Source organism: Lentzea terrae (assembly GCF_003265345.1).
Taxonomy (GTDB): Bacteria; Actinomycetota; Actinomycetes; order Mycobacteriales; family Pseudonocardiaceae; genus Lentzea; species Lentzea terrae.
The window spans coordinates 19,468-38,873 of sequence record NZ_QFWW01000011.1 but is presented as its reverse complement, the minus strand read 5'-3'; the positions used below and the strand labels follow the sequence as shown (position 1 = coordinate 38,873).

Annotated in this window: 16 protein-coding genes; 1 reads left to right on the top strand and 15 read right to left on the bottom strand. The window is 70.3% G+C overall.

The features are described from left to right. Positions 1-146: 146 nt before the first annotated feature. Genes DI276_RS17605 through DI276_RS17560 form a run of 10 tightly spaced genes read right to left on the bottom strand, consistent with a single transcriptional unit; the run spans position 147 to position 10,594 of the window. Positions 147-413, bottom strand: a complete 267-nt coding sequence (locus DI276_RS17605; protein WP_112264633.1) for a helix-turn-helix domain-containing protein — start codon at positions 411-413, stop codon at positions 147-149. Further along, positions 410-1,798: a nucleotide pyrophosphatase/phosphodiesterase family protein gene (locus tag DI276_RS17600; protein WP_112264631.1), complete on the bottom strand. Its 1,389-nt coding sequence runs from the start codon at positions 1,796-1,798 to the stop codon at positions 410-412. Before DI276_RS17600 ends, DI276_RS17605 begins: the two co-directional genes overlap by 4 nt. Then, complete coding sequence (eboE, locus tag DI276_RS17595; protein WP_112264629.1) at positions 1,795-2,886, bottom strand: metabolite traffic protein EboE; 1,092 nt, start codon at positions 2,884-2,886, stop codon at positions 1,795-1,797. Before eboE ends, DI276_RS17600 begins: the two co-directional genes overlap by 4 nt. Continuing rightward, positions 2,883-3,737, bottom strand: a complete 855-nt coding sequence (locus tag DI276_RS17590; RefSeq protein ID WP_112264627.1) for a TatD family hydrolase — start codon at positions 3,735-3,737, stop codon at positions 2,883-2,885. Before DI276_RS17590 ends, eboE begins: the two co-directional genes overlap by 4 nt. After that, entirely contained in the window at positions 3,737-5,065 is a 1,329-nt protein-coding gene (locus DI276_RS17585; protein ID WP_112264625.1) for an EboA domain-containing protein, read from the bottom strand. Before DI276_RS17585 ends, DI276_RS17590 begins: the two co-directional genes overlap by 1 nt. Continuing rightward, complete coding sequence (locus tag DI276_RS17580) at positions 5,062-5,841, bottom strand: SCO3242 family prenyltransferase (protein WP_112264705.1); 780 nt, start codon at positions 5,839-5,841, stop codon at positions 5,062-5,064. Before DI276_RS17580 ends, DI276_RS17585 begins: the two co-directional genes overlap by 4 nt. 8 nt (positions 5,842-5,849) lie before the next feature. Next, positions 5,850-7,037, bottom strand: coding sequence for a substrate-binding domain-containing protein (locus DI276_RS17575; RefSeq protein WP_112264623.1), 1,188 nt, complete (start codon positions 7,035-7,037; stop codon positions 5,850-5,852). 43 nt (positions 7,038-7,080) lie between these two features. Next, positions 7,081-8,070 carry an ABC transporter permease gene (locus DI276_RS17570; protein ID WP_112264621.1) on the bottom strand — a complete coding sequence of 330 codons (990 nt, stop codon included), beginning with the start codon at positions 8,068-8,070 and terminating at the stop codon, positions 7,081-7,083. Further along, on the bottom strand, positions 8,067-9,014 hold the full coding sequence (locus DI276_RS17565; RefSeq protein WP_232836730.1) for an ABC transporter permease: 948 nt from the start codon (positions 9,012-9,014) through the stop codon (positions 8,067-8,069). The genes DI276_RS17570 and DI276_RS17565 overlap by 4 nt, the downstream gene beginning before the upstream one ends. Positions 9,015-9,073: 59 nt before the next feature. Beyond that, entirely contained in the window at positions 9,074-10,594 is a 1,521-nt protein-coding gene (locus DI276_RS17560) for a sugar ABC transporter ATP-binding protein (RefSeq protein ID WP_112264619.1), read from the bottom strand. 123 nt (positions 10,595-10,717) lie between these two features. Here DI276_RS17560 and DI276_RS17555 point away from each other — a divergent pair, with 123 nt between their 5' ends. Beyond that, positions 10,718-11,890: an ROK family transcriptional regulator gene (locus DI276_RS17555; RefSeq protein ID WP_112264701.1), complete on the top strand. Its 1,173-nt coding sequence runs from the start codon at positions 10,718-10,720 to the stop codon at positions 11,888-11,890. A 33-nt stretch (positions 11,891-11,923) separates the two neighbouring features. Here DI276_RS17555 and DI276_RS17550 read toward each other — a convergent pair whose 3' ends face one another. The 5 genes from DI276_RS17550 to DI276_RS17530 form a co-directional block, all read right to left on the bottom strand. After that, the gene (locus DI276_RS17550) at positions 11,924-12,940 is read right to left on the bottom strand and encodes a polyprenyl synthetase family protein (protein ID WP_112264617.1); all 1,017 of its coding nucleotides are present in this window, start codon (positions 12,938-12,940) and stop codon (positions 11,924-11,926) included. Continuing rightward, positions 12,940-13,626 (bottom strand): hypothetical protein, encoded by a 687-nt coding sequence (locus DI276_RS17545; RefSeq protein WP_157984769.1) that lies wholly within the window; start codon positions 13,624-13,626, stop codon positions 12,940-12,942. The genes DI276_RS17550 and DI276_RS17545 overlap by 1 nt, the downstream gene beginning before the upstream one ends. Before the next feature lie 60 nt (positions 13,627-13,686). Further along, positions 13,687-17,181 (bottom strand): ThuA domain-containing protein, encoded by a 3,495-nt coding sequence (locus tag DI276_RS17540; protein ID WP_112264613.1) that lies wholly within the window; start codon positions 17,179-17,181, stop codon positions 13,687-13,689. Positions 17,182-17,212: 31 nt separating this feature from the next. Further along, positions 17,213-18,064, bottom strand: coding sequence for a sugar phosphate isomerase/epimerase family protein (locus tag DI276_RS17535; RefSeq protein ID WP_112264611.1), 852 nt, complete (start codon positions 18,062-18,064; stop codon positions 17,213-17,215). 91 nt (positions 18,065-18,155) lie between these two features. Next, a complete protein-coding gene (locus tag DI276_RS17530; protein ID WP_112264609.1) occupies positions 18,156-19,370 on the bottom strand; it encodes an ROK family transcriptional regulator in 1,215 nt (404 codons plus the stop codon). Between the last annotated feature and the right edge of the window lie 36 nt (positions 19,371-19,406).

Here is a 19,406-nt window from a genome sequence, read left to right as displayed (position 1 = left end):
GCAGCACCGACGCGGCGGACAGCATCTTCCACGTCACCTCGTACAGCAGAGACACGATCACCCGAGCATGCTCCCAGCCTGGGAGAGATGCGCTGCCACGCTGCGGTGGACGACTTTCGAGCGGCACACGTTCGGTCGCGTCTCGTTCACCCCGGACGGAGCCACTCCAGCTCGGCGGCGAGCACGCCGAGCTGGAACCGCGACTGAACGCCGAGCAACGACTGCAGGCGGGCGACGCGCCGGTGCAGGGTGCGCAGGCTGACACTGAGTTCGCGGGCGATCGCGCGGTCGGTCGCGCCCGTTTGCATGAGCCTCAGCAGGCGCTGGGTTTCCGCCGTGGGTTCCTTGCCCACGACCACCGAGTAATCGCAATTCGGGTGCGCCGTGGTGACCTCGGCCAAGGGACTGATCATCGGCTGAGCTCCTCCGCGGGAATTCCCTGCAGTTCGAGCAGGAGAGTGCGGACTTCGGTCGCGGTGATCCGGCCGGTGCGCTCGACCGACCGCGGTGCCACCGGATCCGAGCACAAGAGCACCGGCCCGTCCGCCGCCCGGTCGGGCAGCCTGCCGTGCGTGCCGCGCACGCACGACGGGTCCAGCGGCACGACGTTCATCGTGTATCTCAGCCCGAGCTTCTTGCGGGCCAGGTTCAACCCAGCTCTGGCCTTGACGAGCGGGTCGGCCGGGTCGAAGAACAGTTCGGCGGGGTCGTAGCCGGGTTTGCGGTGGATGTCCACGCCACGGGCGAAGTCCGGTGCGCGGTGGTCATCGGTCCAGTAGTAGTAGGTGAACCATGCGTCCGGCTCGGCCACCGCCACCAGTTCACCGGACCGCTCGTGATCCAGGCCGACGGACGCCTGCGCGTCCCGGCCGTACAGCACGTCGACACCCGGAATGTCCGCGAGGACCTCTCTCGTCCTCGGGAGATCGGCCGGATCGGCGACGTACACGTGCGCGATCTGGTGGTCGGCCACCGCGAACGCCCGCGACGTCCACGGATCCAGGTACTCCATCCCGGACTGCGAGTAGACCTCGAGCAGGTCTGCTGCTCGCAACGCCCGATTGATGTCGACCGGGCGGCGTGCGTCGGTGATGCCGTACTCCGATAACGCCACGATGGTGGCGTCCGACGCGTCGGCGAGCAGAGGCGCCAGCGCCCGGTCCACGTCCGCCGCCGCCTTGACCGCCTGCGGTGAGGACGGTCCGAACCGCTGCAGGTCGTAGTCCAGATGTGGCACGTAGACCAGCAACAGGTCAGGCCGCCTTTCGGCGAGGACTTTCCGCGCGGCGCCGATGATCCACTCGCTCGACGCCAGTGCCGCCGTGGGGCCCCAGTACTGAAAGAGCGGGAACTCGCCCAGAGCTCCGACGAGTTCGTCGTGCAGGCGGGGTGGGCGGACGTAGCAGTCCGGCGACTTGCGCCCGTCCGCGTGGTAGATCGGCCGAGGGGTCACGGTGATGTCTGTCGAGGCGCCCATCGCGTACCACCAGCAGATGTTGGCGGCGGTGTAGCCGGGATGGGCGCGACGCGCGGTCTCCCAGAGCTTCTCCCCTCCGACGAGGCGGTTGTGCTGACGCCACAGGTGAATCTCGCCCAGGTCGCGGAAGTACCAGCCGTTGCCGACTATCCCGTGCTGCGCCGGGGTGAGACCGGTGAGCAGCGTGGCCTGCGCGCTGCACGTCACGGCGGGCAGCACCGTGCCCAGTTCGGCCTGCCAGCCCAGCCGCGAGAGATTGGGCATGTGTTCGAGGAGCGCCGGCGTCATGCCGACGACGTTGAGAACCACCAACGGTTTCACACCACCACTCCCGTCCGCAGGTGCTGCGCCGCCCAGCGCAGTTCTGCCGCGATGCCGTCAGCGAGGTCGCCCGCACCCGGCAGCACGGTCCAGGTGTAGGTCTCCACCTCGACGTGCGTGCCGGGGTCCACCGCCGCTGCAGCGGCCACGAGCACGTCGGTGGTCGACGTGAGCGGTGCGGGCGGAACAGCGTGCAGCGGCACGTGGAAGTGCACGCGCCACGGGTGCTCGGCGGGCAGGGTCTCGAACGCCTCCGGCAGGTCGTCCGCCGCCAGGACACCGCCGGGGGTGTTCTCCCGGACCTGGTGCAGGTAGCGGGGTTCGCTGTACGCAGCGACCGCCCGCCTGCCCGCCGCAGTGCCGGGTTCCGCCACCTCCAGTGCCGCCGAGGCCTGCACCTTGACCACCTCCAGCCCTGCCCGGCGGATCGACGCGACCGTCTCGGCCGGATCGGCGAACGACACCGCGAGGTGACAGGTGTCCAGGCAGATCCCGATGTGGTCGGGATCGACCCGGCCGGCCAGCCAGCCGACCGCGTCGGCGACGGTGTCCAGCACACAACCCGGCTCCGGCTCGACGGCCAGCCTGATCGGTCTGCCGTGCCGGCGGGTCTCGGCGCGCAGGGACAGGGTGAGCTCGGCGAGAGCCTCCGCGGCACGGTCGTCGTCGCGGCCCGTCCACGGCTCCCGCCAGGCCAGCGGCAGGGTCGAGATGCTGCCGTAGGACGCGGAATCGGGCAGCAGGTCGGCCAGCACGGCTGCACAGTCCACTGTGTACCGCAGGCGGCGCGGATCGGTCCACGTCGGGAAGTACACCGCGTGCTTGACCACCTCGTCGTGGAAGTCACCGTACGGGAACGCGTTGAGCGTGGAGACCGTCAGTCCTCTGCTCGCAAGCTCGGCGCGGAAGTGCTGCAGTGCGGTGCCATCCTCCGCGAGTCCTCGTGCGACCGGCGCGGGCAGCCACAGTCCCAAGGGGAGCGTGTCCGCCTCCAGCGCCTCCCGCACCCGGACCGCATGCCGGTCGAGCTGGGCCAGGATGCCCGCGAGGTCGGGCGCCGGGTGGACGTTGGTGCAGTAGGCGATCACCGTTCACCCCGCAGCACCGAACTGCCGGTGGCCGCGTCGACCACACCCGCCGCCGCCGGTTCGAGCGCCAGCCTGCCGCTCTGGCCGTAGAACTCGACCGGGTTGTGCCACAACACCGTGTCCACTTCGGACTCGCCGAACCCGGCGTCCAGCATCGCCAACCCGGTCTTGTGGGTCTTCAGCGGATCGGACCGGCCCCAGTCGGCGGCGGAGTTGACCAGCATCCGCTCGGTGCCGTACTCGGCGAGCAGCGCCACCATCCGAGCCTCGTCCATCTTGGTGTCCGGGTAGACGGAGAACCCCATCCAGCAGCCCGCGTCCGCCACCATCTTGACGGTGATCTCGTTGAGGTGGTCGACCAGGACGCGGTGCGGCGCCAGGCCCGACTCACGGACCACGTCCAGTGTTCGCTTCGTACCCTCCTGCTTGTCCCGGTGCGGTGTGTGCACGAGGACCGGCAGGTCGTGCCGCAGCGCCAGTTCCAGTTGGCGCGCGAACGCGTCGTCCTCCTCCGGTGTCATCGAGTCGTACCCGACCTCGCCGACCGCGACCACACCGTCCTTGGCCAGGTAGCGCGGCAGCACGTCCAGCACCTCGGTGCACCGGGGGTCGTTGGCCTCCTTGGGGTTCAGGGCGAGCGCGCAGTGGTGTGCGATGCCGAACTGGGCGGCGCGGAACCGTTCCCACCCGAGCAGGCTGTCGAAGTAGTCGACGAACGAGCCGACGCTCGTCCGCGGCTGGCCGAGCCAGAACGCGGGCTCCACCAGCGCTCGCACACCGGCGTCGCGCATGGCCTCGTAGTCGTCGGTGGTGCGGGACGTCATGTGGATGTGCGGGTCGAAGATGCGCATCACGAAGCCTTTCCGAGCAGGGCGAGAGCGTCGGCGGGCACCGGACGGCCGGCCGCGCGGCGTTCGTCGGAGAACGCGGCCACCATGCGCAGCAGCTCCGCGTCCGCGTGCCGGTCGAGACCGTCGACCACGGTCAGCGGAATGCCCATGAACAGGCACTTGAGCACGCCGTGCCGCCACGCGTGTCTGCCGAGGTGCCGGGTGGCGAACGGGCCGAGTGCCGCCGCGACCAGGTCGGTCTCGTTGCTGCGCAAGGCGTCCTCGACCAACGCGACCCCGGCTGCCGGAGCAAGGTCCCCCACCTCGGCCAGCCCGCGCAGGACACCTCGCCGTTCCGCGGAGGTGCCGTACCGGTAGAGCCTCGTGAGGCCGTCGACCGGATCGCCGGACACGTCGGCGAACGCAGTGAGCAGGCGGACCCGTGCGGCGTCCTGTCCTGCTCCCACCGCCCTTCCCGCCGCGGGGAACAGGGTGTCGATCGCGCCGGGATCGGCGCGGACCGCCCGTTCTGCCTCGGCCAGCCACTGCGCCGCGCGCAGCGCTCGCAGTGCCCGCACCGCCACGTCCGGTGCGGCATGGCTGTGCCGGGGCAGCTCCACCGCGGCGACGCCGGTGTAGCCGATGCCAGTCAGTGCGGCGAGCGTGGCGGGCAGGTCCAGCTGTCCCTCACCGAACTCCAGGTGCTCGTGCACGCCCGGCAGCATGTCGTCGAGCTGCACGTTGACGAGCAGCTCGCCCGCCTGCCTGATGCACGCCGCCGCGTCCTGCGGCTCGACCGCGACGCAGTGCCCGACGTCGAGGGTGATCCTCAGCTCCTCCGGGTTCCCGAGCTCGGTCCGCAGCCGCAGTGCCTGGTCGAGCCACTGCACGACCATGCCCGGCTCCGGCTCCAGTCCCATCGGGACGGCCGGCCCGCTCTCCAGCACCGCGGCGACGCCCGACCTCAGGTGGTCCCAGTCGTCCGCGGATCCCACTCCGGACCAGAACGACACGCAGTCCGCGCCGAGGTCCAGCGCGATCTGCTTGGCGCGCACCAGGAAATCGACCCGCACCGCCTGATCCTCACTCACCAGCGTGGGGTGGTGCTTGCGGCGCGGGTCGAGCAAATACCGCGCGCCGGTCTCCACGACGACGCGCAAGCCCAGTTCGTGCAGGCGTGCGGCAAGCCGATCGGTCTGCTTCCCGACGTCGCCGGCGAACGGGTCCAGGTGGTGATGATCGAGGGTGAGGGCCACCGCCGTGTAGCCGAGATCGGCGATCACGGCGAGCGCGTCGTCGAGCCGGTGGTTGGCGAACCCGTTGGTGCCGTAGCCCAGCTGGAACGTCATGTCGGGCTCACCTTCCTGCTCAGCGCTGTGGCCAGCGGCAACACGAGCGGCAGCGCGGCGCCGTGCTCGGCCAGCGCGGCCTGGAGCAGCACCATGCCGTGGATGCCGTCCTTCGTGGCGGCGCGGACCGACTCGGCCGACGGTTGCCGGACCACCTGCCACTGCGCGCGTCCTACCGTCACCGCGTAGCTCAGCGCCGCCGCGATCCCGCTGAGCCGCCGGGTGGAGACGCCGGCCGCCACCGCCGTCAGCACCGTGCCCGACAGCACCGCCTTCGCCGTGCGAGGTGACGTGCCGTGCACCTCGCCCCGTGACAGCACGGTCAGCCCGAGGGTGTGCGCGGCCATCAGCCCGGCGGGCAGGACGGCCCGGCCGCCCAGCAGGACGTCGAACGCCCGGCAGGCGGCCATGGCGAACGGTCCGGCGGGAGTGGCCTTCAGCACGGTGTCGTAGGCCCACACCGCCGCGGCGAGCGGCAGAGCGTTACGACCGGCCGCCGCGGCGAGACCGACGCCGAGCGCGGTCAGTCCGGCCGCGGTGGCCAGGGCCGCGTCCGGGCTGATCCGGCCGGACGGGATCGGTCGTTCCGGTCGTTCGACCGCGTCCAGGTCGCGGTCGGCCCAGTCGTTGAGCGCCATTCCCGCCCAGTACAACGAGACGGACGCCAGCGGAAGCAACAAGGCCTTGCCCCGCAACGGTTTTCCTGCGCCGACCAGCGTGTCGCCCAGCACCGTGAGCGCCGCCGGTGCCCGCACCAGGTCCACGTACGCCTTCATCATCGCGGCTACTTCCAGGGCGCCGGGTAGCCGGGCATGCCCTCGCAGCCGCACATGGCGTAGTGCAGCGGCGGCATGTCCTGCTTGATGAAGTCCTTCAGGGTGTCCTGGGTGACCTTCGGCTGCGGCAGCACCCATTCCTTCGGCACCTGCTTGCCGCCGAGGACGCGCAGGGCGGCGATGATCGGGGTGCGCCACTGGTAGGTCGGATAGGTCGGGGCGACCGCGGTCATCTTCTCGTCGGCCCACATCCGCAGGAAGTCCTGCTGGTCCTCACCCACGAACGGCGGGATCGCCGCGCCGGCGTCCTGGAACGCCTCCACGGCCGCGACCGCGGTGGCGCCCGCGTCCATCCAGACGCCGTCGATCTTGCCTTCGCGCTGGATGTACTCGTTGACGATGCTCTTGGTCTTGGCCGCGTCGCCGTTGGTGAACTCCACGCCCACGACCTTCACCTGGCTACCGGAGAAGATCTCGCTGGCCGCCGCCCAGCGCTGCTCCAGGACGTCGACGCCGGGCAGGATGCGCAGTGCGAGGACCTTGCCGCCTGGCGCCACCTTCTCCTTGAGGAACTCGGCACCGTCCGCGCCGAACGCGAACCCGCCGATCGGGTGGATGAACGTCACCGGGCAGCTGGTCTTGACGCCGCGGTCGAAGACGATCACGGGCACGCCCGTCGCGCAGGCGGCCTCGACGGCCGGGGTCAGCGTGGCGGTCGTGTTCGGCGAGACGATCAACGCGCTGCACCCCTGCGACGCGAGCGACTGGATGTCGCTGATCTGCTTGTCGTCCTTGGCCTCCGCGTCCAGCACGGTGAACTTGGCGATCTCCGGGTGCAGCTTCACCTCCTCCTTCATGGTCTTGAACCCGACCTGCCGCCACGGGTTGTCCACCGAGGCGTTGGAGAAGCACAGGTGGTAGCCGCCTCCGGGCTTGGCGTACTTGGCCGTGTCGACCAGTTGCGGTTCGAGCATCTGCTCCCAGGGCTTGGCAGTGCCGTCCTGCGAGTCCAACCCGGTCGCCTTCGCGGTGCGGAACCGCAGCTGTCGCTCGAACTCGGCCTGGTCGAAGAACTCCGACTTCGCCTTGGCCGACTCGGACGTGCCGCCAGGGGCCTGGGTGGAGGGAAGGTCGCTGGCACACCCGGCCACCGCGAACGCGCCCACCAGGGCCACAACGGACCATTTCCTGTTCATGTGCTGCTCCTCGGCTTCGTCGACGGGGTTCAGGCGGAGGCGTTCAGGCGGTGTCCGGAACCGGCCGGCGTAGCCGCAGCACCCGCTGCAGACCGGCCCCGCGGGCGGCGTAGGCCACTGCGGCGATGATGATCACGCCCTGCACGGCGGACTCGAGCGCGCCCGAGACGCCCAGCAGGTTCAACAGGGAGAAGAGCGCTTCGAGCGACAGCGCGCCCGCAGCCGCGGCGACCACCGAACCGCGGCCACCGCCGAGCAGGACACCGCCGAGCACCACCGCGGTGATGGCACGGAACTCCAGGCCCTCACCGACCTGCGCCGACACCCCCGCGAACCCTGCGAGCAGGATCGCGGCGACCGACGCGAGCAGCGCCGACAGCACGAACGCGAGCAGGCGCAGCCGATCCACCCGGCCGCCCGCGAGCCGGACCACGTTCTCGTTGTCCCCCACCGCGAGCAGCGTGCGTCCGGTTCCGCTGCGCATGAACCACACCGCCGCAGCGAGCACCACCAGCAGCACTATCACCGACCACGGCAACTGGCCGAGACCCGGCACGTCGGCACTGCCCCGGCCGAGGACGCGGAACGACGGGGACAGGGCGCCGCGCGGTGCTCCGCCTGACCACAGGAACACCGCACCGTCGAGCACCAGCAGCATCCCCAGGGTCACGATGAACGACGGCACCAGCAGTTTCGTCGTGATCAGCCCGTTGACCAGCCCGACGAGGATTCCGCAGCCCAGCAGCAGCGCGATCACCCACCAGGTGTTCGCGTCATCACCGTTGACCAGCCGGGCGGCGACCACCACCTCGGCCGTGACCAGCGAGCCGACGGAGAGGTCGAAACCACCGGAGACGATCACGAAGTACTGGCCGACGGCCAGCACCACGAGCGGCGCCGCACGTTTGAGCAGCGCGAGGTAGCCGCTGGGTTCGGCGTACGCGGGACCGGCGAACGCCAGTCCCACCAACAGGATCAGCAGCACGACCAGTACGGGCCCGGTGCCGTCCGCCAGGCGTGGCCGCGCTCTCATGTCGATCTCCTGGCAGGCCTGCGCCGGGCGTACAGCGCCACCGCCACGATGAGCACGACGCCGCGCACGACGTCCTTGAAGAAGGAGTCCATCTCGAGGTCGTCGAAGATCGTGTCCAATGTGGATAGAATCAGCACACCGCCGATGGTGCCGGCCACACCGCCGCGACCGCCCGCAAGGGCCGTGCCGCCGAGCACGACGGCGGCGATCGACTCCAGGTCGTACCCGGCGTCGGTACCGACGTACGGGGCGCCCGAACCCAACCGACCGGCCAGGAACACCCCGGCGAGCCCGGCCATGACCGCGCACAGCACGTGCGCGGTGACGATCGTCCGTCCGGTGCGCACGCCGGACAGCCGGGCCACGTCGACGTCCCCGCCGACTGCGTACATGTGGTAGCCGGTGCGGGTGCGCCGCAGGTACCACCACGCCGCCGCCGCGAGCAGCAACATCAGCAGCGCCGCCACCGGAACCGGTCCGATCCGGTCGTAGCCGATGTGCTGGAACGCGCGCGGCACACTGCCCGCCGGGCCGGTGTAGTTGTGCTCGAGGTAGCCGCGCAGCACCAGCGCGACGCCCAGCGTGGCGATGAACGCGTTGGCCTTCAGCACGGTGATCACCAGTCCGTTGACCAACCCCACCACCGCCGCGACCACCAGCGCCGCCAGCACACCGGGCACGATCATCGCCGGGCTGCCCGCCATCGTCTCGGCGGCCACCAACGAGCACAGGCCGACCAGGTAGGCCACCGACAGGTCGAGGGAACCGGTGACGATCACCAGGGTCTGCCCGATCGCGACCAGTCCGAGCACCGTGCCGCGCGTCAGGATGTTGAGAATGCCGCCGTGATCGAGGAGCACACCTCCCTGGACGCCCACCAGCACACTGCCGACCACCAGCAGCACCGCCAGCGCGAGGTACACGACCAGGACCGGGGTGATCACGAACGTCCTCGTCCGGGCCGGCGCCTCGCTGCGCCGGCGGACCTGCTCGCGCACGGCGCTCACGCCACGGCCCCAGGCCGGTGCCCGGTGGCCAGTGCCATCACGGCTTCCTCGTCGGCACCGGCGGGCAGTTCGCCTGCCAGCGCGCCTTCGTGCATGACGAGGATCCGGTCGCTCATGCCGATCAACTCCGGCAACTCCGACGAGATCATGAGGATCGCCATGCCGTCGTCCGCCAGGTCGCGCAGCAACCGGTACAGGGTCTGTTTCGCGCCGACGTCGACGCCGCGGGTCGGCTCGTCCACGATCAGCACGCGTGGCCGCACGGCGAGCCACTTTCCCAGCACCACTTTCTGCTGGTTGCCACCGGAGAGGTAGCGCACTTCCTGATGCGGCCCACGCGCGACGACACCGACCGAGCCGAGCAGCCGTGTCAGATCCGCGGCCTGACGAGCCACCGCACCGCGGCACGCCGCGCGACGGACCAGCAAGGTGTTGTCCCGCACCGACTGCCGCAGCGCCAGTCCTTCGCCCTTGCGATCCTCGGTGACGTACCCGATGCCCTTGCGGACGGCCGTCCGCGGACCGGTGACGCGAGTCGGCACGCCATCGAGTTCCACGGTGCCGGTCGTGAACGGCTCGACGCCCCAGATCGCCCGCGCGATCGCGGAACGACCGGAGCCCTGCAACCCGGCGAGGCCGACGATCTCCCCGGCCCGCACGTCGAACGTCAGGTTCCGCACCCGCTCGTTTCCCGCTCCCCGCAACGCGATCCGCACCGCACCGGGGACGCTCGTGCGTTCGGGATACAGCGCGTCCAGCGGACGGCCGACCATGTGCCGCACGACCTGATCGGTGTCCAGATCGGCGGTCGGCACACAGGTGACGAACGCACCGTCCTTCAACACCGTGATCCGTGAGCTGAGGTCGAACACTTCACGCATCCGGTGCGACACGTAGAGAATCGCGATCCCACGATCCCGAAGTCTGCGCACCAGGCCGTACAGCAGCTCGACCTCGTTGTCCGCCAACGCCGCGGTGGGCTCGTCCATCGCGAGGACCTTGGCGTCCGCCGACAGCGCCTTGACGATCTCCACCACCTGCTTGCGGGCCACGGACAACCGGGCCACCTCGGTGCCGGGCTCGATGCCGTCCTCTCCCAGCCAGTCGAGCAGCCGCCGGGTCTGGGTCTCCATCGCGCGCCGGTCCACCTGACCGCGCCGCACCGGTTCCCGGCCGAGGAAGACGTTCTCGGCCACCGTGCGGTGCTCGAGGAGGGTGAACTCCTGGTGGATGATCGCGATGCCCGCCGCCTGCGCGTCGCGCGGCGTGGCGAACGAGACCTCCGCGTCCCGCACCACAATCCGTCCCGAGTCGGGCCGGTGGACGCCGGCCAACACCTTCAGCAGCGTCGACTTGCCCGCACCGTTCTCCCCCACCAGCGCATGCACCTCACCCGCGTGCAGCAGGAGATCGACGCCGCGCAGCACCGGTACGCCGAAGAAGCTCTTCTCGATGCCCTCCAGCCGTACGACGGCAACGGGGTCATCCGCCCCCGATGTTGCGTGGGTCACAGCCATGAGGCGAACGTAGGGGCCACTATTGGCGACTGTCAATCATAAGTTGGCACTTCCCTGCCAAAGTGCACACGTCTTACGGATGAACACCACCATTACTCGGTGTTCCCTGGTTCACTGGGGCGCGTGCCGGACGTACCTTGGGCTCCTGCGGCTTCTCCTGGGCAGCTGCTGCGGCTGTTGCTCGACGGAGTACCGCGCACACGTGCCGAACTGGCGAGCCAGACAGGCCTGACCCGCGCCGCGGTCCGGACCAGGCTCGACGCACTGCAGGACGCGGGGTTCCTCACCGACCGCGGTATCCGGGTGTCGACCGGCGGCAGACCCGCGGGCCGGCTGGTGTTCAACGCGGCCGCCCGCTCCGTCCTCACCGCCGACGTCGGCGCCACGCACGCGACCGTCGCCGTGACCGACCTCGCCGGCGGCCCGCTGGCCATGCGCCGGCTCAGCCTGGACATCGCCGACGGGCCGGAGCCGGTGCTGGCGCGCCTGGCCGAGACCTGGAGGGAACTGGTCAGGGACGCCGGCGTGTCCGTGTCGCCGGCCGGTGTCGGCATCGGCCTGCCCGGCCCGGTCGAACACTCGTCGGGCAAGCCCAACCACCCGCCGATCATGCCCGCCTGGGACGGCTTCGACGTGCCGGCGCACGTCCGCGCCGAGTTCGGCGTGCCGGTGCTGGTGGACAACGAGGTCAACCTGATGGCACTGGGCGAGCACACGCACTCTTTCCCCGGCACCGACCACATGATCGTCGTGAAGGTGGCGACCGGGATCGGTTCGGGTTTCATCAGCAACGGCGTCCTGCACCGCGGCGCGGTCGGCGCGGCGGGGGATCTCGGCCACATCCAGGCGCCTGGCAGCGACGACGCTCCCTGTGGCTGTGGCAACACCGGGTGTCTGGAGGCCGTCGCCAGCGGCTCCGCGATAGTGGCCCGGTTGCGAGCCAAGGGGGTGGAGGCCCACTCGAGCGCCGACGTCGTCGCCCTGGTCCGCGCGGGCAACGTCGAAGCCGGTCAGGCGATCCGGCATGCGGGCCGCACCATCGGCGAGGTGCTCGCAGCCTGTGTCAGCATGGTCAACCCCTCGCTGATCGTGGTCGGCGGCGACCTCGCCGCAGCGGGTGAGATGCTGCTGGCCGGAGTGCGGGAGGCGGTCTACCGCCGTTCACTGCCGCTGGCCACGGAGAACCTGCGCATCGTGCCGTCCCGTGCGGGCGAGGTGGCAGGCGTGCTCGGGGCGGCGGCCATGGTGGTCCACCACGTCCTGTCACCCAGCGTCGTGGACCAGCAACTGGGCTGAAGGTCCCTGCGGCCGCGTTCGGCGCGAGCTGGTTCAGCGGTCCCTGCTCGTGACCAGCCGGGCCAGATCGCGCAGATCCAGGGCGGCGGACGGACGCGGATCCGCTCGGTCCAGGCAGCCGAACGCCAGCCGCACGCGGCGGTCCGCCTCGGCCTGCGCCCACGCCCGGCCACCCGCCTCCGCAACGAGCTCCGCAATGCACGGCACGGTCTCGTCCTCACCGCGGTCCTCGATGTAGATCCGTCCGAGCCGGCGCCCCGCCGGCGTGTCCGAGGCGAGTGCCGCCACGACCGGCAGGGTTCTTCTGCCGGCCCTGATGTCGGAGTGGGCCGGTTTGCCGGTCCTCGCCGGGTCGCCCCAGATGCCGAGGATGTCGTCGACCAACTGGAAGGCGACGCCGAGGTGCACCCCGAACCACCGGCAGTGGTCAGCCGCGGCAGGGTCGGCTCCGGCCGCGAGAGCACCAAGGCGGCAGGCTGCCCCCAGCAGGGCACCGGTCTTCCTCGCCGCGGTGGCGAGGCACTGCTCGACGTCCACCGACGTCGCGGTCTCGGCCGCCACGTCGGCCGACTGCCCTTCGCACAGGTCGACGAGCACGTCGGCGAGTACACCCGTCAGGGACGGCGGCACCCGGCGCAGCGCGAGTCCCACCAGGACGTCACCGGCGAGGATCGCCGCCGTGGTCCCGAACGCCGCCCACGCCGAGGGACGGTGCCGCCGCGTTTCGTCGCCGTCCATCACGTCGTCGTGCAGGAGCGAGAAGTCGTGGATCAGCTCCACCGCCGTCGCGGCCGCGATCACGTCCGGCGGCACGGGTCCGTCGGCGAACGCGCGGGCACAGGCGAGGGTGAGAGCGGGCCGCAGCGCCTTGCCGCCCGACGGTGAAGGTCTGCCGTCCGCGTCCCACCACCCGATGTGGTAGCCGGCGACGCGACGCAGCGCCGGACCGAGCTCGTCGATCGTGGCGCGGTGCACGGGCTCGATCAGTGTGCGCGCGTCGACCAGAAGGCGGACGGCATCGGTCGCCGGCCGAACGACATGACCAGCCATCACCGTCCCTCCGGCGCGCCGTCGGGTGCGATCACGCCGGCGTCGCCGCCGGTGGAGAGCTGGACGTGCACGTGCCCCCTCCCCGCCTCGATGTTGATCACGTCGAGCTGGACCGCGGCCACCGACCACGTGCGCAGTGCCAGCGTGCGCTGCTCACCCGCCAGCGCCACGAGAGTGCTCCTGACCGGCTCGGCCACCCCGAGCGCCGTGTCGAACCCCCTGACCGCCGCAGCGAGCTGTTGCACGGCCGTGCGCAGGCCGGCGCGCGCCATGTTGATCCCGTTGCCGGCCGAAGGCGTTTGCTCGTACGACTTCTCCGCCGCTGAGAGGACGTCCTTCCACCCGTTCACCACCTCCGCGGTGAGCGCGGACTTCGGTGCCGACCCGTCGACGGGAGCCGCCTGCGCCATGGCCGCGAGCACCGGAGCCAGGTTGTCTCTGGTGCCCTTGGCCTGGTCGGTCAGCGGGCCGAGCTGCGCGGCGTCCCGTGCGGCGTCCTCGCGTTCCAGTTCCGCGATCCGCCGCTGGGTCGCGTCCGGCCCGTTCCCCGAGGTGATCAGGAACGCGACCGCCAGCCCGAGCAGGAAAGCGGTGAGGAAACCGGCCCACACCCGCCCTTTCGGCCTGGGCGGCGGGGTGGCCCAGGCGGCGGCCTTGGTCGCGCGCGACCGAACGGTCCTGCTCATCGTTCCTCCTCGACGGGGAAACCGGTCAGCGGCCGGGAAGGCCGCTGACCGGCTCCTGGGCTACCGGAAGGTCCACCTCTGGTTGGTCCCGCCGTGGCAGGTCCAGATGATGAGCTGGGTGCCGTCCGCCGTGCCGGCTCCGTTGGCGTCCAGGCACTTCGTGCCGTTGCGGATCGAGCCGTCGGACTGGGCGGTCCAGTTCTGCCCGGACGAGCCGTTGCACGACCACAACCGGACGATCGCGCCGTCGGTCTGACTGTTGCCGGTGACGTCGAGGCACTTGTCGAGCGACCGCAGCGTGGTGCCGTTCTGCGTCCACTTCTGGTTGTTGCCACCGTTGCAGGTCCACAGCTGGACCTTGGCGCCGTCGGTGGAGCTGGCTCCGTTGACGTCGACGCACTTGCCGCCGGCGCCGACGATCTCCTTCGCGGAGCCACCGCCGGGCTGTCCCGCGCCCGGCCCGACGTAGGTGATCGAGTCGAGGTCGAAGCTGGTCGACGACGATGTCTTGAACACCGCGAACAGCTCGACGGTGCCGGTCGGCGCGGTCACGTTCACCGCGGGCGTGCTGACGTAGGTGTCCGCGCCTCCGGTGCTGGTGACCGGCGACGATGCGATGAGCGTGCCTGTCGGTGAACCGGCGCGCAGTTCGATCGTCCCTCCGCCACCCGGCGGAGAGGACACCCGGAACGACACCTGGTTGATGCCGGTGAAGTTGACCGGCTTGAACGAGATCCAGTCGTTGTTGCCGATGTCGCCCACCTTGGCGCCCGATTCGGCGCCCGCCTGCGACACGATGGTCACGCCGGACGAGTCGTTGAAGAACTCGGCCTGCTTCTGCTTGGGCTGCAGCACGACCTGGCCGCTGCCGGTCAGGGGCGGCACGCCGTTCGCGCCCTTGTCCGTGTACTCGGCCGAGCCGATGACGTGCACGTTGAGCCCCTGGTGGCCCGAGTCGACGGTGGTCGGCAGCGTTCCCGAACAGCCGGTCATCGGCGAGCCGATCGGGTGCTTGTGCGAGTCGTGGCCCATGTTCGACTGAACGCTCACCTTGGTGCAGTCGATCGTGCCGTCCTCCTGGTCGGTCACGGACAGCGTGTACGGGATCGGGTCGCCGAAGTTGATCATGCCGCCGTCGACCGGACCGGTGAACCGCACGACCGGCTCCGTGTTGCCCACGCTGATCGTCACGTTCGCGGTACCGATCTTGCCCGCCGAGTTGGTGACGGTGAGCTGGGCGGTGAACTTCCCGCTGCCGGTGTAGGTGTGCGTGGGGTTCGGTTCCATGGACGTGGCGCCGTCGCCGAACGTCCACCGGTAGGTCAGCGGAAGACCGCCGGGATCGCTGGAACCGGCGCTGGAGAAGCGCACCGTCAGCGGCGAGGGACCGGTCAAGGGCGTGCCGGAGGCCTGCGCCACCGGAAGCCGTTCACCGGTGGTCGTGTAGTCGATGCGCCACAATCCGGCGCCGGGCAACGGTTTGTTGTCGTCCCAGCCCGTGCCCCAGGTCAGCAGGTACATCGACCCGTCGGGGCCGAACTTCGCGTCCATCGGAGAGGCGAACGACATGTTCGACAGGAAGTTGTTGATCTTCAACAGGTTCCCGGACGAATCCAGCCGGAACTCCCACATGCGGTTGCGGGACCACTCGCCGAAGAACGGCGTTTGGTCGAAGTACGCCGGGAACTTCGTCCTCGACGGGTTGTTCGCGTTGTACTGGTAGGCGGGGAACGCCATCGGCGCCTCGCCCCCGCTGCCAGGGCCCATCTCCGGGAACGCGTTGCCGTTCGCGCCGTTGCCGTACCAGACGTCCGCCGCGCGTGACGCGGGCAGAGTCGTCAGGCCGGTGTTGTTGGGCGAGTTGTTCGCCGGCGAGCCGCAGTTGAACTTCGGACCGGACGTGTTGTTGGCGAAGTTCCAGTCGTTGTAGGCGATGTTGTTCGCCACGCAGTACGGCCAGCCGTAGTTGCCCGGCGACTTGATCACGTTCCACTCCACGAGTCCCGCCGGCCCGCGGTTCGGGTTGTCGCCGCCCGCGTCCGGGCCGTAGTCGGCCGCGTAGATCACGCCGGTGGTCGGGTGCACGCTGAACCGGAACACGTTGCGGAAGCCCATCGCGTAGATCTCCGGCCGCGTCCTGGCCGTGCCGGGCGCGAACATGTTGCCCGACGGGACGGTGTAGGTGCCGTCGGGTTCCGGGTGGATGCGCAGGATCTTGCCGCGCAGGTCGTTGGTGTTGGCAGCAGTGCCCTGCGCGTCGTACAGCGCGCGGCCTGGACGTTCGTCGATCGGCGCGTAGCCGCCCGAGTCACCGTTGGGGTTGGTGTCGTCGCCGACGCTGATGTAGAGGTTGCCGTTCGGACCGAAGGCCAGCTGACCGCCGGTGTGCCCCGGCTCCTCCTTCCGCGACGCGGGCAGGGTGAGCAGGACCTTCTCGCTCGCCATGTCCATCCGGTCGCCGTTCATGGTGAAGCGCGAGATCCTGGCGATCTCCTGGCTCCCCGCCGGGGAGTAGTTCAGGTAGACCCATCTGTTGGTGGCGAACGCCGGGTCGAGCGCCATGCCGACCAGGCCGTCCTCCGAGTTCTGCCCCTGGCCGTAGACGCTGAGCGTGCCCGCGACGACCGTCGTCCTGGTGTCCGGCTTGTAGATCTTCAGGTTGCCGTTGTACTCGTTGAAGAACACCCGGCCGTCGGGAGCGACGTCGATCGTGCTCGGCGCGATGACGGAGTTGTCGAGCTGCACCTTCTGGAAGCTGCCCCACACCGTCGGACCGCAGTCCGCGGACACGATGCCGCCCGCGCTCTCCACACCGCCGGTGATGTGCTGGCGGAACAGGGGTTCGGAGTAGCTCGACGCCTGGTGCCCCATGCCGGTGGCCCACACCCGGCCGCCCTCGAAGTTGCGGCACCACGAGATCGGGTGGTCGACGCCCATCTTGGACGGGCCCGCGTCGTAGGTCGACTCGTCCGCCGTGACCAGCACGTGCACGTCGCCGCGCGCGGAGCGGTTGAAGTTGTACCACTCCTCGGTGCGCGTCCACCGGTCCGGAAGACCCGCCCCTGACGGGTGCTTGCGATCGGCGACCTTCGCGGTGCCGGAGACGATCGACGAGTGCTGGGTCATGGTCATGCCGAGCATCTGGTCCCACCACGGGAACTGCTGCTCGATGTTCATGTCCGTGGCGTTGTGGATCGCCACCACGCCCCCGCCCCTGCGCACGTAGTTCTGCATCGCGGTGCGCTGCGCGGCGGTGTCCCACACCATGCCCGACGTCTGCAGCATCACGATCACGTTGAACGTGGCGAGCGTGGTGTCGTTGAAGACCGACGCGTCCTCGGTCTTGGTCATCTCCCAGCCGCGCTGGGCGGCCAGCTGCTCCATCATCGTGATGCCCGCCGGGATGGAGTCGTGCCGGTAGGCGCCGGAGGCGGTCTTGGTGAACAGCAGGACGTGCAGGCCATGAGCCTGTGCCGGGGTGCTCGGCGTGACTAGCCCCATCACCACCAGAGCACCGGCCAACACCGACAGTAATCGCTTGAGTCTGCGTTGCATTGCCACTCCTCCGGGGTGGTGACGCGGTCGGCTAACGGGTGAGAGCGGCGGCGGCAGCGCGCAGGAAGGCCAGGCCTTCGACGGCGAGAGCGTCCGGTGAGTCGGCCAGCGGCCGCCAGATCGAGGCGGCGGTCGCGATGGCGGCGTTGTCCGGCGTGAACGACTCGATGCACAACGGACCGCGGTAGCCGGCATCGCCCAAGGCGCCCAGCAACGCGGGCCAGTCCTGGTGATCGCGACCCGGCGTACCGCGGTCGTTGGCGCACACCTGAACGTGTGCGATGCGCGCGCCGGCGGCGAGAACCGCCTTCACCGGCGCCGCTTCCTCGATGTTGAGGTGGTAGGTGTCGAGCGCCAGGCCGCACCCCTCGGCCGGCAGCCCGTCCAGCGCCTCCAGCGCCTGGTCCACGGTGTTCAGCAGGCTCGTCTCGTACCGGTTCAGCGGCTCCACGGCGATGCGGACACCGTGCTGCGCTGCGTACTCGACCACGGGGCGGAGGTTCGCGCGCAACTCGCGGTACACCCGCGGCCGGTCGTCGATGCGCCACGTGCGGCCGACCGAGCTGTACGCGGGGCCCGCCGCGACCGGACTGCCGACGATCGCCGCGACGTCCACGACCCGCCGCAGGTAGTCCTGGGTCTCCGCGACCGTGTCTGCCGCGACCAGCTCACGGCCCGACGGCATGACGAGACAGACGGTGGCCCCGAGGTTCAGCTCGGCCAGCAGGTCGGCGGCGCGGCGCGGGTCCCAGTCACCCGGCTGCTCCACCGGCAGTTCGATGACGTCGAACCCCCACTCGCGAACCTTCGGCGCGAGCGCGGCCAATCCCTCATCGGTGAGCGGTGACGTCCAAACCCATGTGTTGACGCCGATGTCCCACATGCAGGTGAACGTAAGCCCGACGATATGGCAAGGTCAATGCAAAAGTCCGGCAGATTTGGACCAACTTATGGCTATCTTCTGCCAAAGTGGCTCAGGCCTCTCCGGCGGAGATCGCGGAGACGACCGCGCCGAGCCGCGCGTCCAGCACCTCCGGCGACAGCACGTGCTGCACGACCATCGCCGCGGCGCCCAGCACACCGGCGGTCGCACCCGCCCTCGACGCGACGATCCTCAGGTCCTCCGTGGCCAGTGGCAGCGAGCGCCGGTAGATCGACTCGCGCACGCCCGCCAGCAGCATCTCCCCCGCCTCCGCCACCAGTCCGCCGATGACCACCAGCGACGGGTTGAACATGCTCACGCACCCCGCGAGCACCTCGCCGATGTCCCTCCCCGCCTGCCGCACGACCCGGCCGGCCTCGAGGTTGCCGGACCGGACCAGGTGCACCACGTCGGCCGTCGACGAAGCGGGGAGCCCCAGCTCTCTCAGCTTCGCCGCCAGCGCCGGACCACCGGCGACCGCCTCAAGGCACCCGGTGTTGCCGCAGCGGCACAGCGCCTCCTCACCGTCGGGCACCCGGATGTGCCCCAGGTCCCCCGCCGCACCCGCCGCGCCGCGGTGCAGCAGGCCGTTGCTGATCAGCCCGGCGCCAATGCCGGTCGCCGCCTTCACCACGATCATGTGCCGCACATCCGGGTGCGAGGCTGTGTGCTCGCCCAGAGCCATCAGGTTGACCTCGTTGTCGACCAGCACCGGTGCGCCGAACTCCGCCGTGATCGCCGCCGGCACGTCGAACCCGTCCCAGCCCGGCATGATCGGCGGGTTGTTCGGGCGGCCGGTGGAATGCTCGACCGGCCCGGGGAGCCCGATGCCCACTCCAGCGATCTCCGGCCCGGTCTCCGGGAGGTCCACGTCGCGCAGCAGCTCGCGCCAGGTCGTGACCAGGAGCTGGAGGATCACCTCCGGTCCGTCCGCGACATCGAGGCCGACCTGTTCGACCGCGATCAACCGGCACCCGAGGTCGGCCACGGCGACCGTGGCATGGGTGGCGCCCACTTCGGCCACCAGCACGAGGCGCGCGCCGGGGTTGAACACGAACCGGCTCGCCGGGCGTCCGCCGGTGGACTCCCCGGTACCGCCGCCGGTCACCAGACCGGCGGCCACGAGCAGGTCGAGCCTCGCCCGCACGGTGGAGCGGGAGAGGCCGGTCGCGGCCACGACCTCCGCTCGCGTGCGCGGCCTGCCGTCCATCAGCATGCGCAGCACTGCGGCTGGCGAACCGGACTCGATGCCCTGGGTGCTCTCCATCGGATAATTGTCACACTGGCAACGAAAGGATCGGGC

What these genes read in the sequence shown, in the direction of transcription:
- DI276_RS17605 (WP_112264633.1), bottom strand. Translation starts at nt 413, where the DNA reads ATGATCAGTCCCTTGGCCGAGGTCACCACGGCGCACCCGAATTGCGAT.
- DI276_RS17590 (WP_112264627.1), bottom strand. Translation starts at nt 3,737, where the DNA reads ATGCGCATCTTCGACCCGCACATCCACATGACGTCCCGCACCACCGAC.
- DI276_RS17585 (WP_112264625.1), bottom strand. Translation starts at nt 5,065, where the DNA reads ATGACGTTCCAGCTGGGCTACGGCACCAACGGGTTCGCCAACCACCGG.
- DI276_RS17580 (WP_112264705.1), bottom strand. Translation starts at nt 5,841, where the DNA reads ATGAAGGCGTACGTGGACCTGGTGCGGGCACCGGCGGCGCTCACGGTG.
- DI276_RS17575 (WP_112264623.1), bottom strand. Translation starts at nt 7,037, where the DNA reads ATGAACAGGAAATGGTCCGTTGTGGCCCTGGTGGGCGCGTTCGCGGTG.
- DI276_RS17570 (WP_112264621.1), bottom strand. Translation starts at nt 8,070, where the DNA reads ATGAGAGCGCGGCCACGCCTGGCGGACGGCACCGGGCCCGTACTGGTC.
- DI276_RS17560 (WP_112264619.1), bottom strand. Translation starts at nt 10,594, where the DNA reads ATGGCTGTGACCCACGCAACATCGGGGGCGGATGACCCCGTTGCCGTC.
- DI276_RS17550 (WP_112264617.1), bottom strand. Translation starts at nt 12,940, where the DNA reads ATGGCTGGTCATGTCGTTCGGCCGGCGACCGATGCCGTCCGCCTTCTG.
- DI276_RS17545 (WP_157984769.1), bottom strand. Translation starts at nt 13,626, where the DNA reads ATGAGCAGGACCGTTCGGTCGCGCGCGACCAAGGCCGCCGCCTGGGCC.
- DI276_RS17540 (WP_112264613.1), bottom strand. Translation starts at nt 17,181, where the DNA reads ATGCAACGCAGACTCAAGCGATTACTGTCGGTGTTGGCCGGTGCTCTG.
- DI276_RS17535 (WP_112264611.1), bottom strand. Translation starts at nt 18,064, where the DNA reads ATGTGGGACATCGGCGTCAACACATGGGTTTGGACGTCACCGCTCACC.
- DI276_RS17530 (WP_112264609.1), bottom strand. Translation starts at nt 19,370, where the DNA reads ATGGAGAGCACCCAGGGCATCGAGTCCGGTTCGCCAGCCGCAGTGCTG.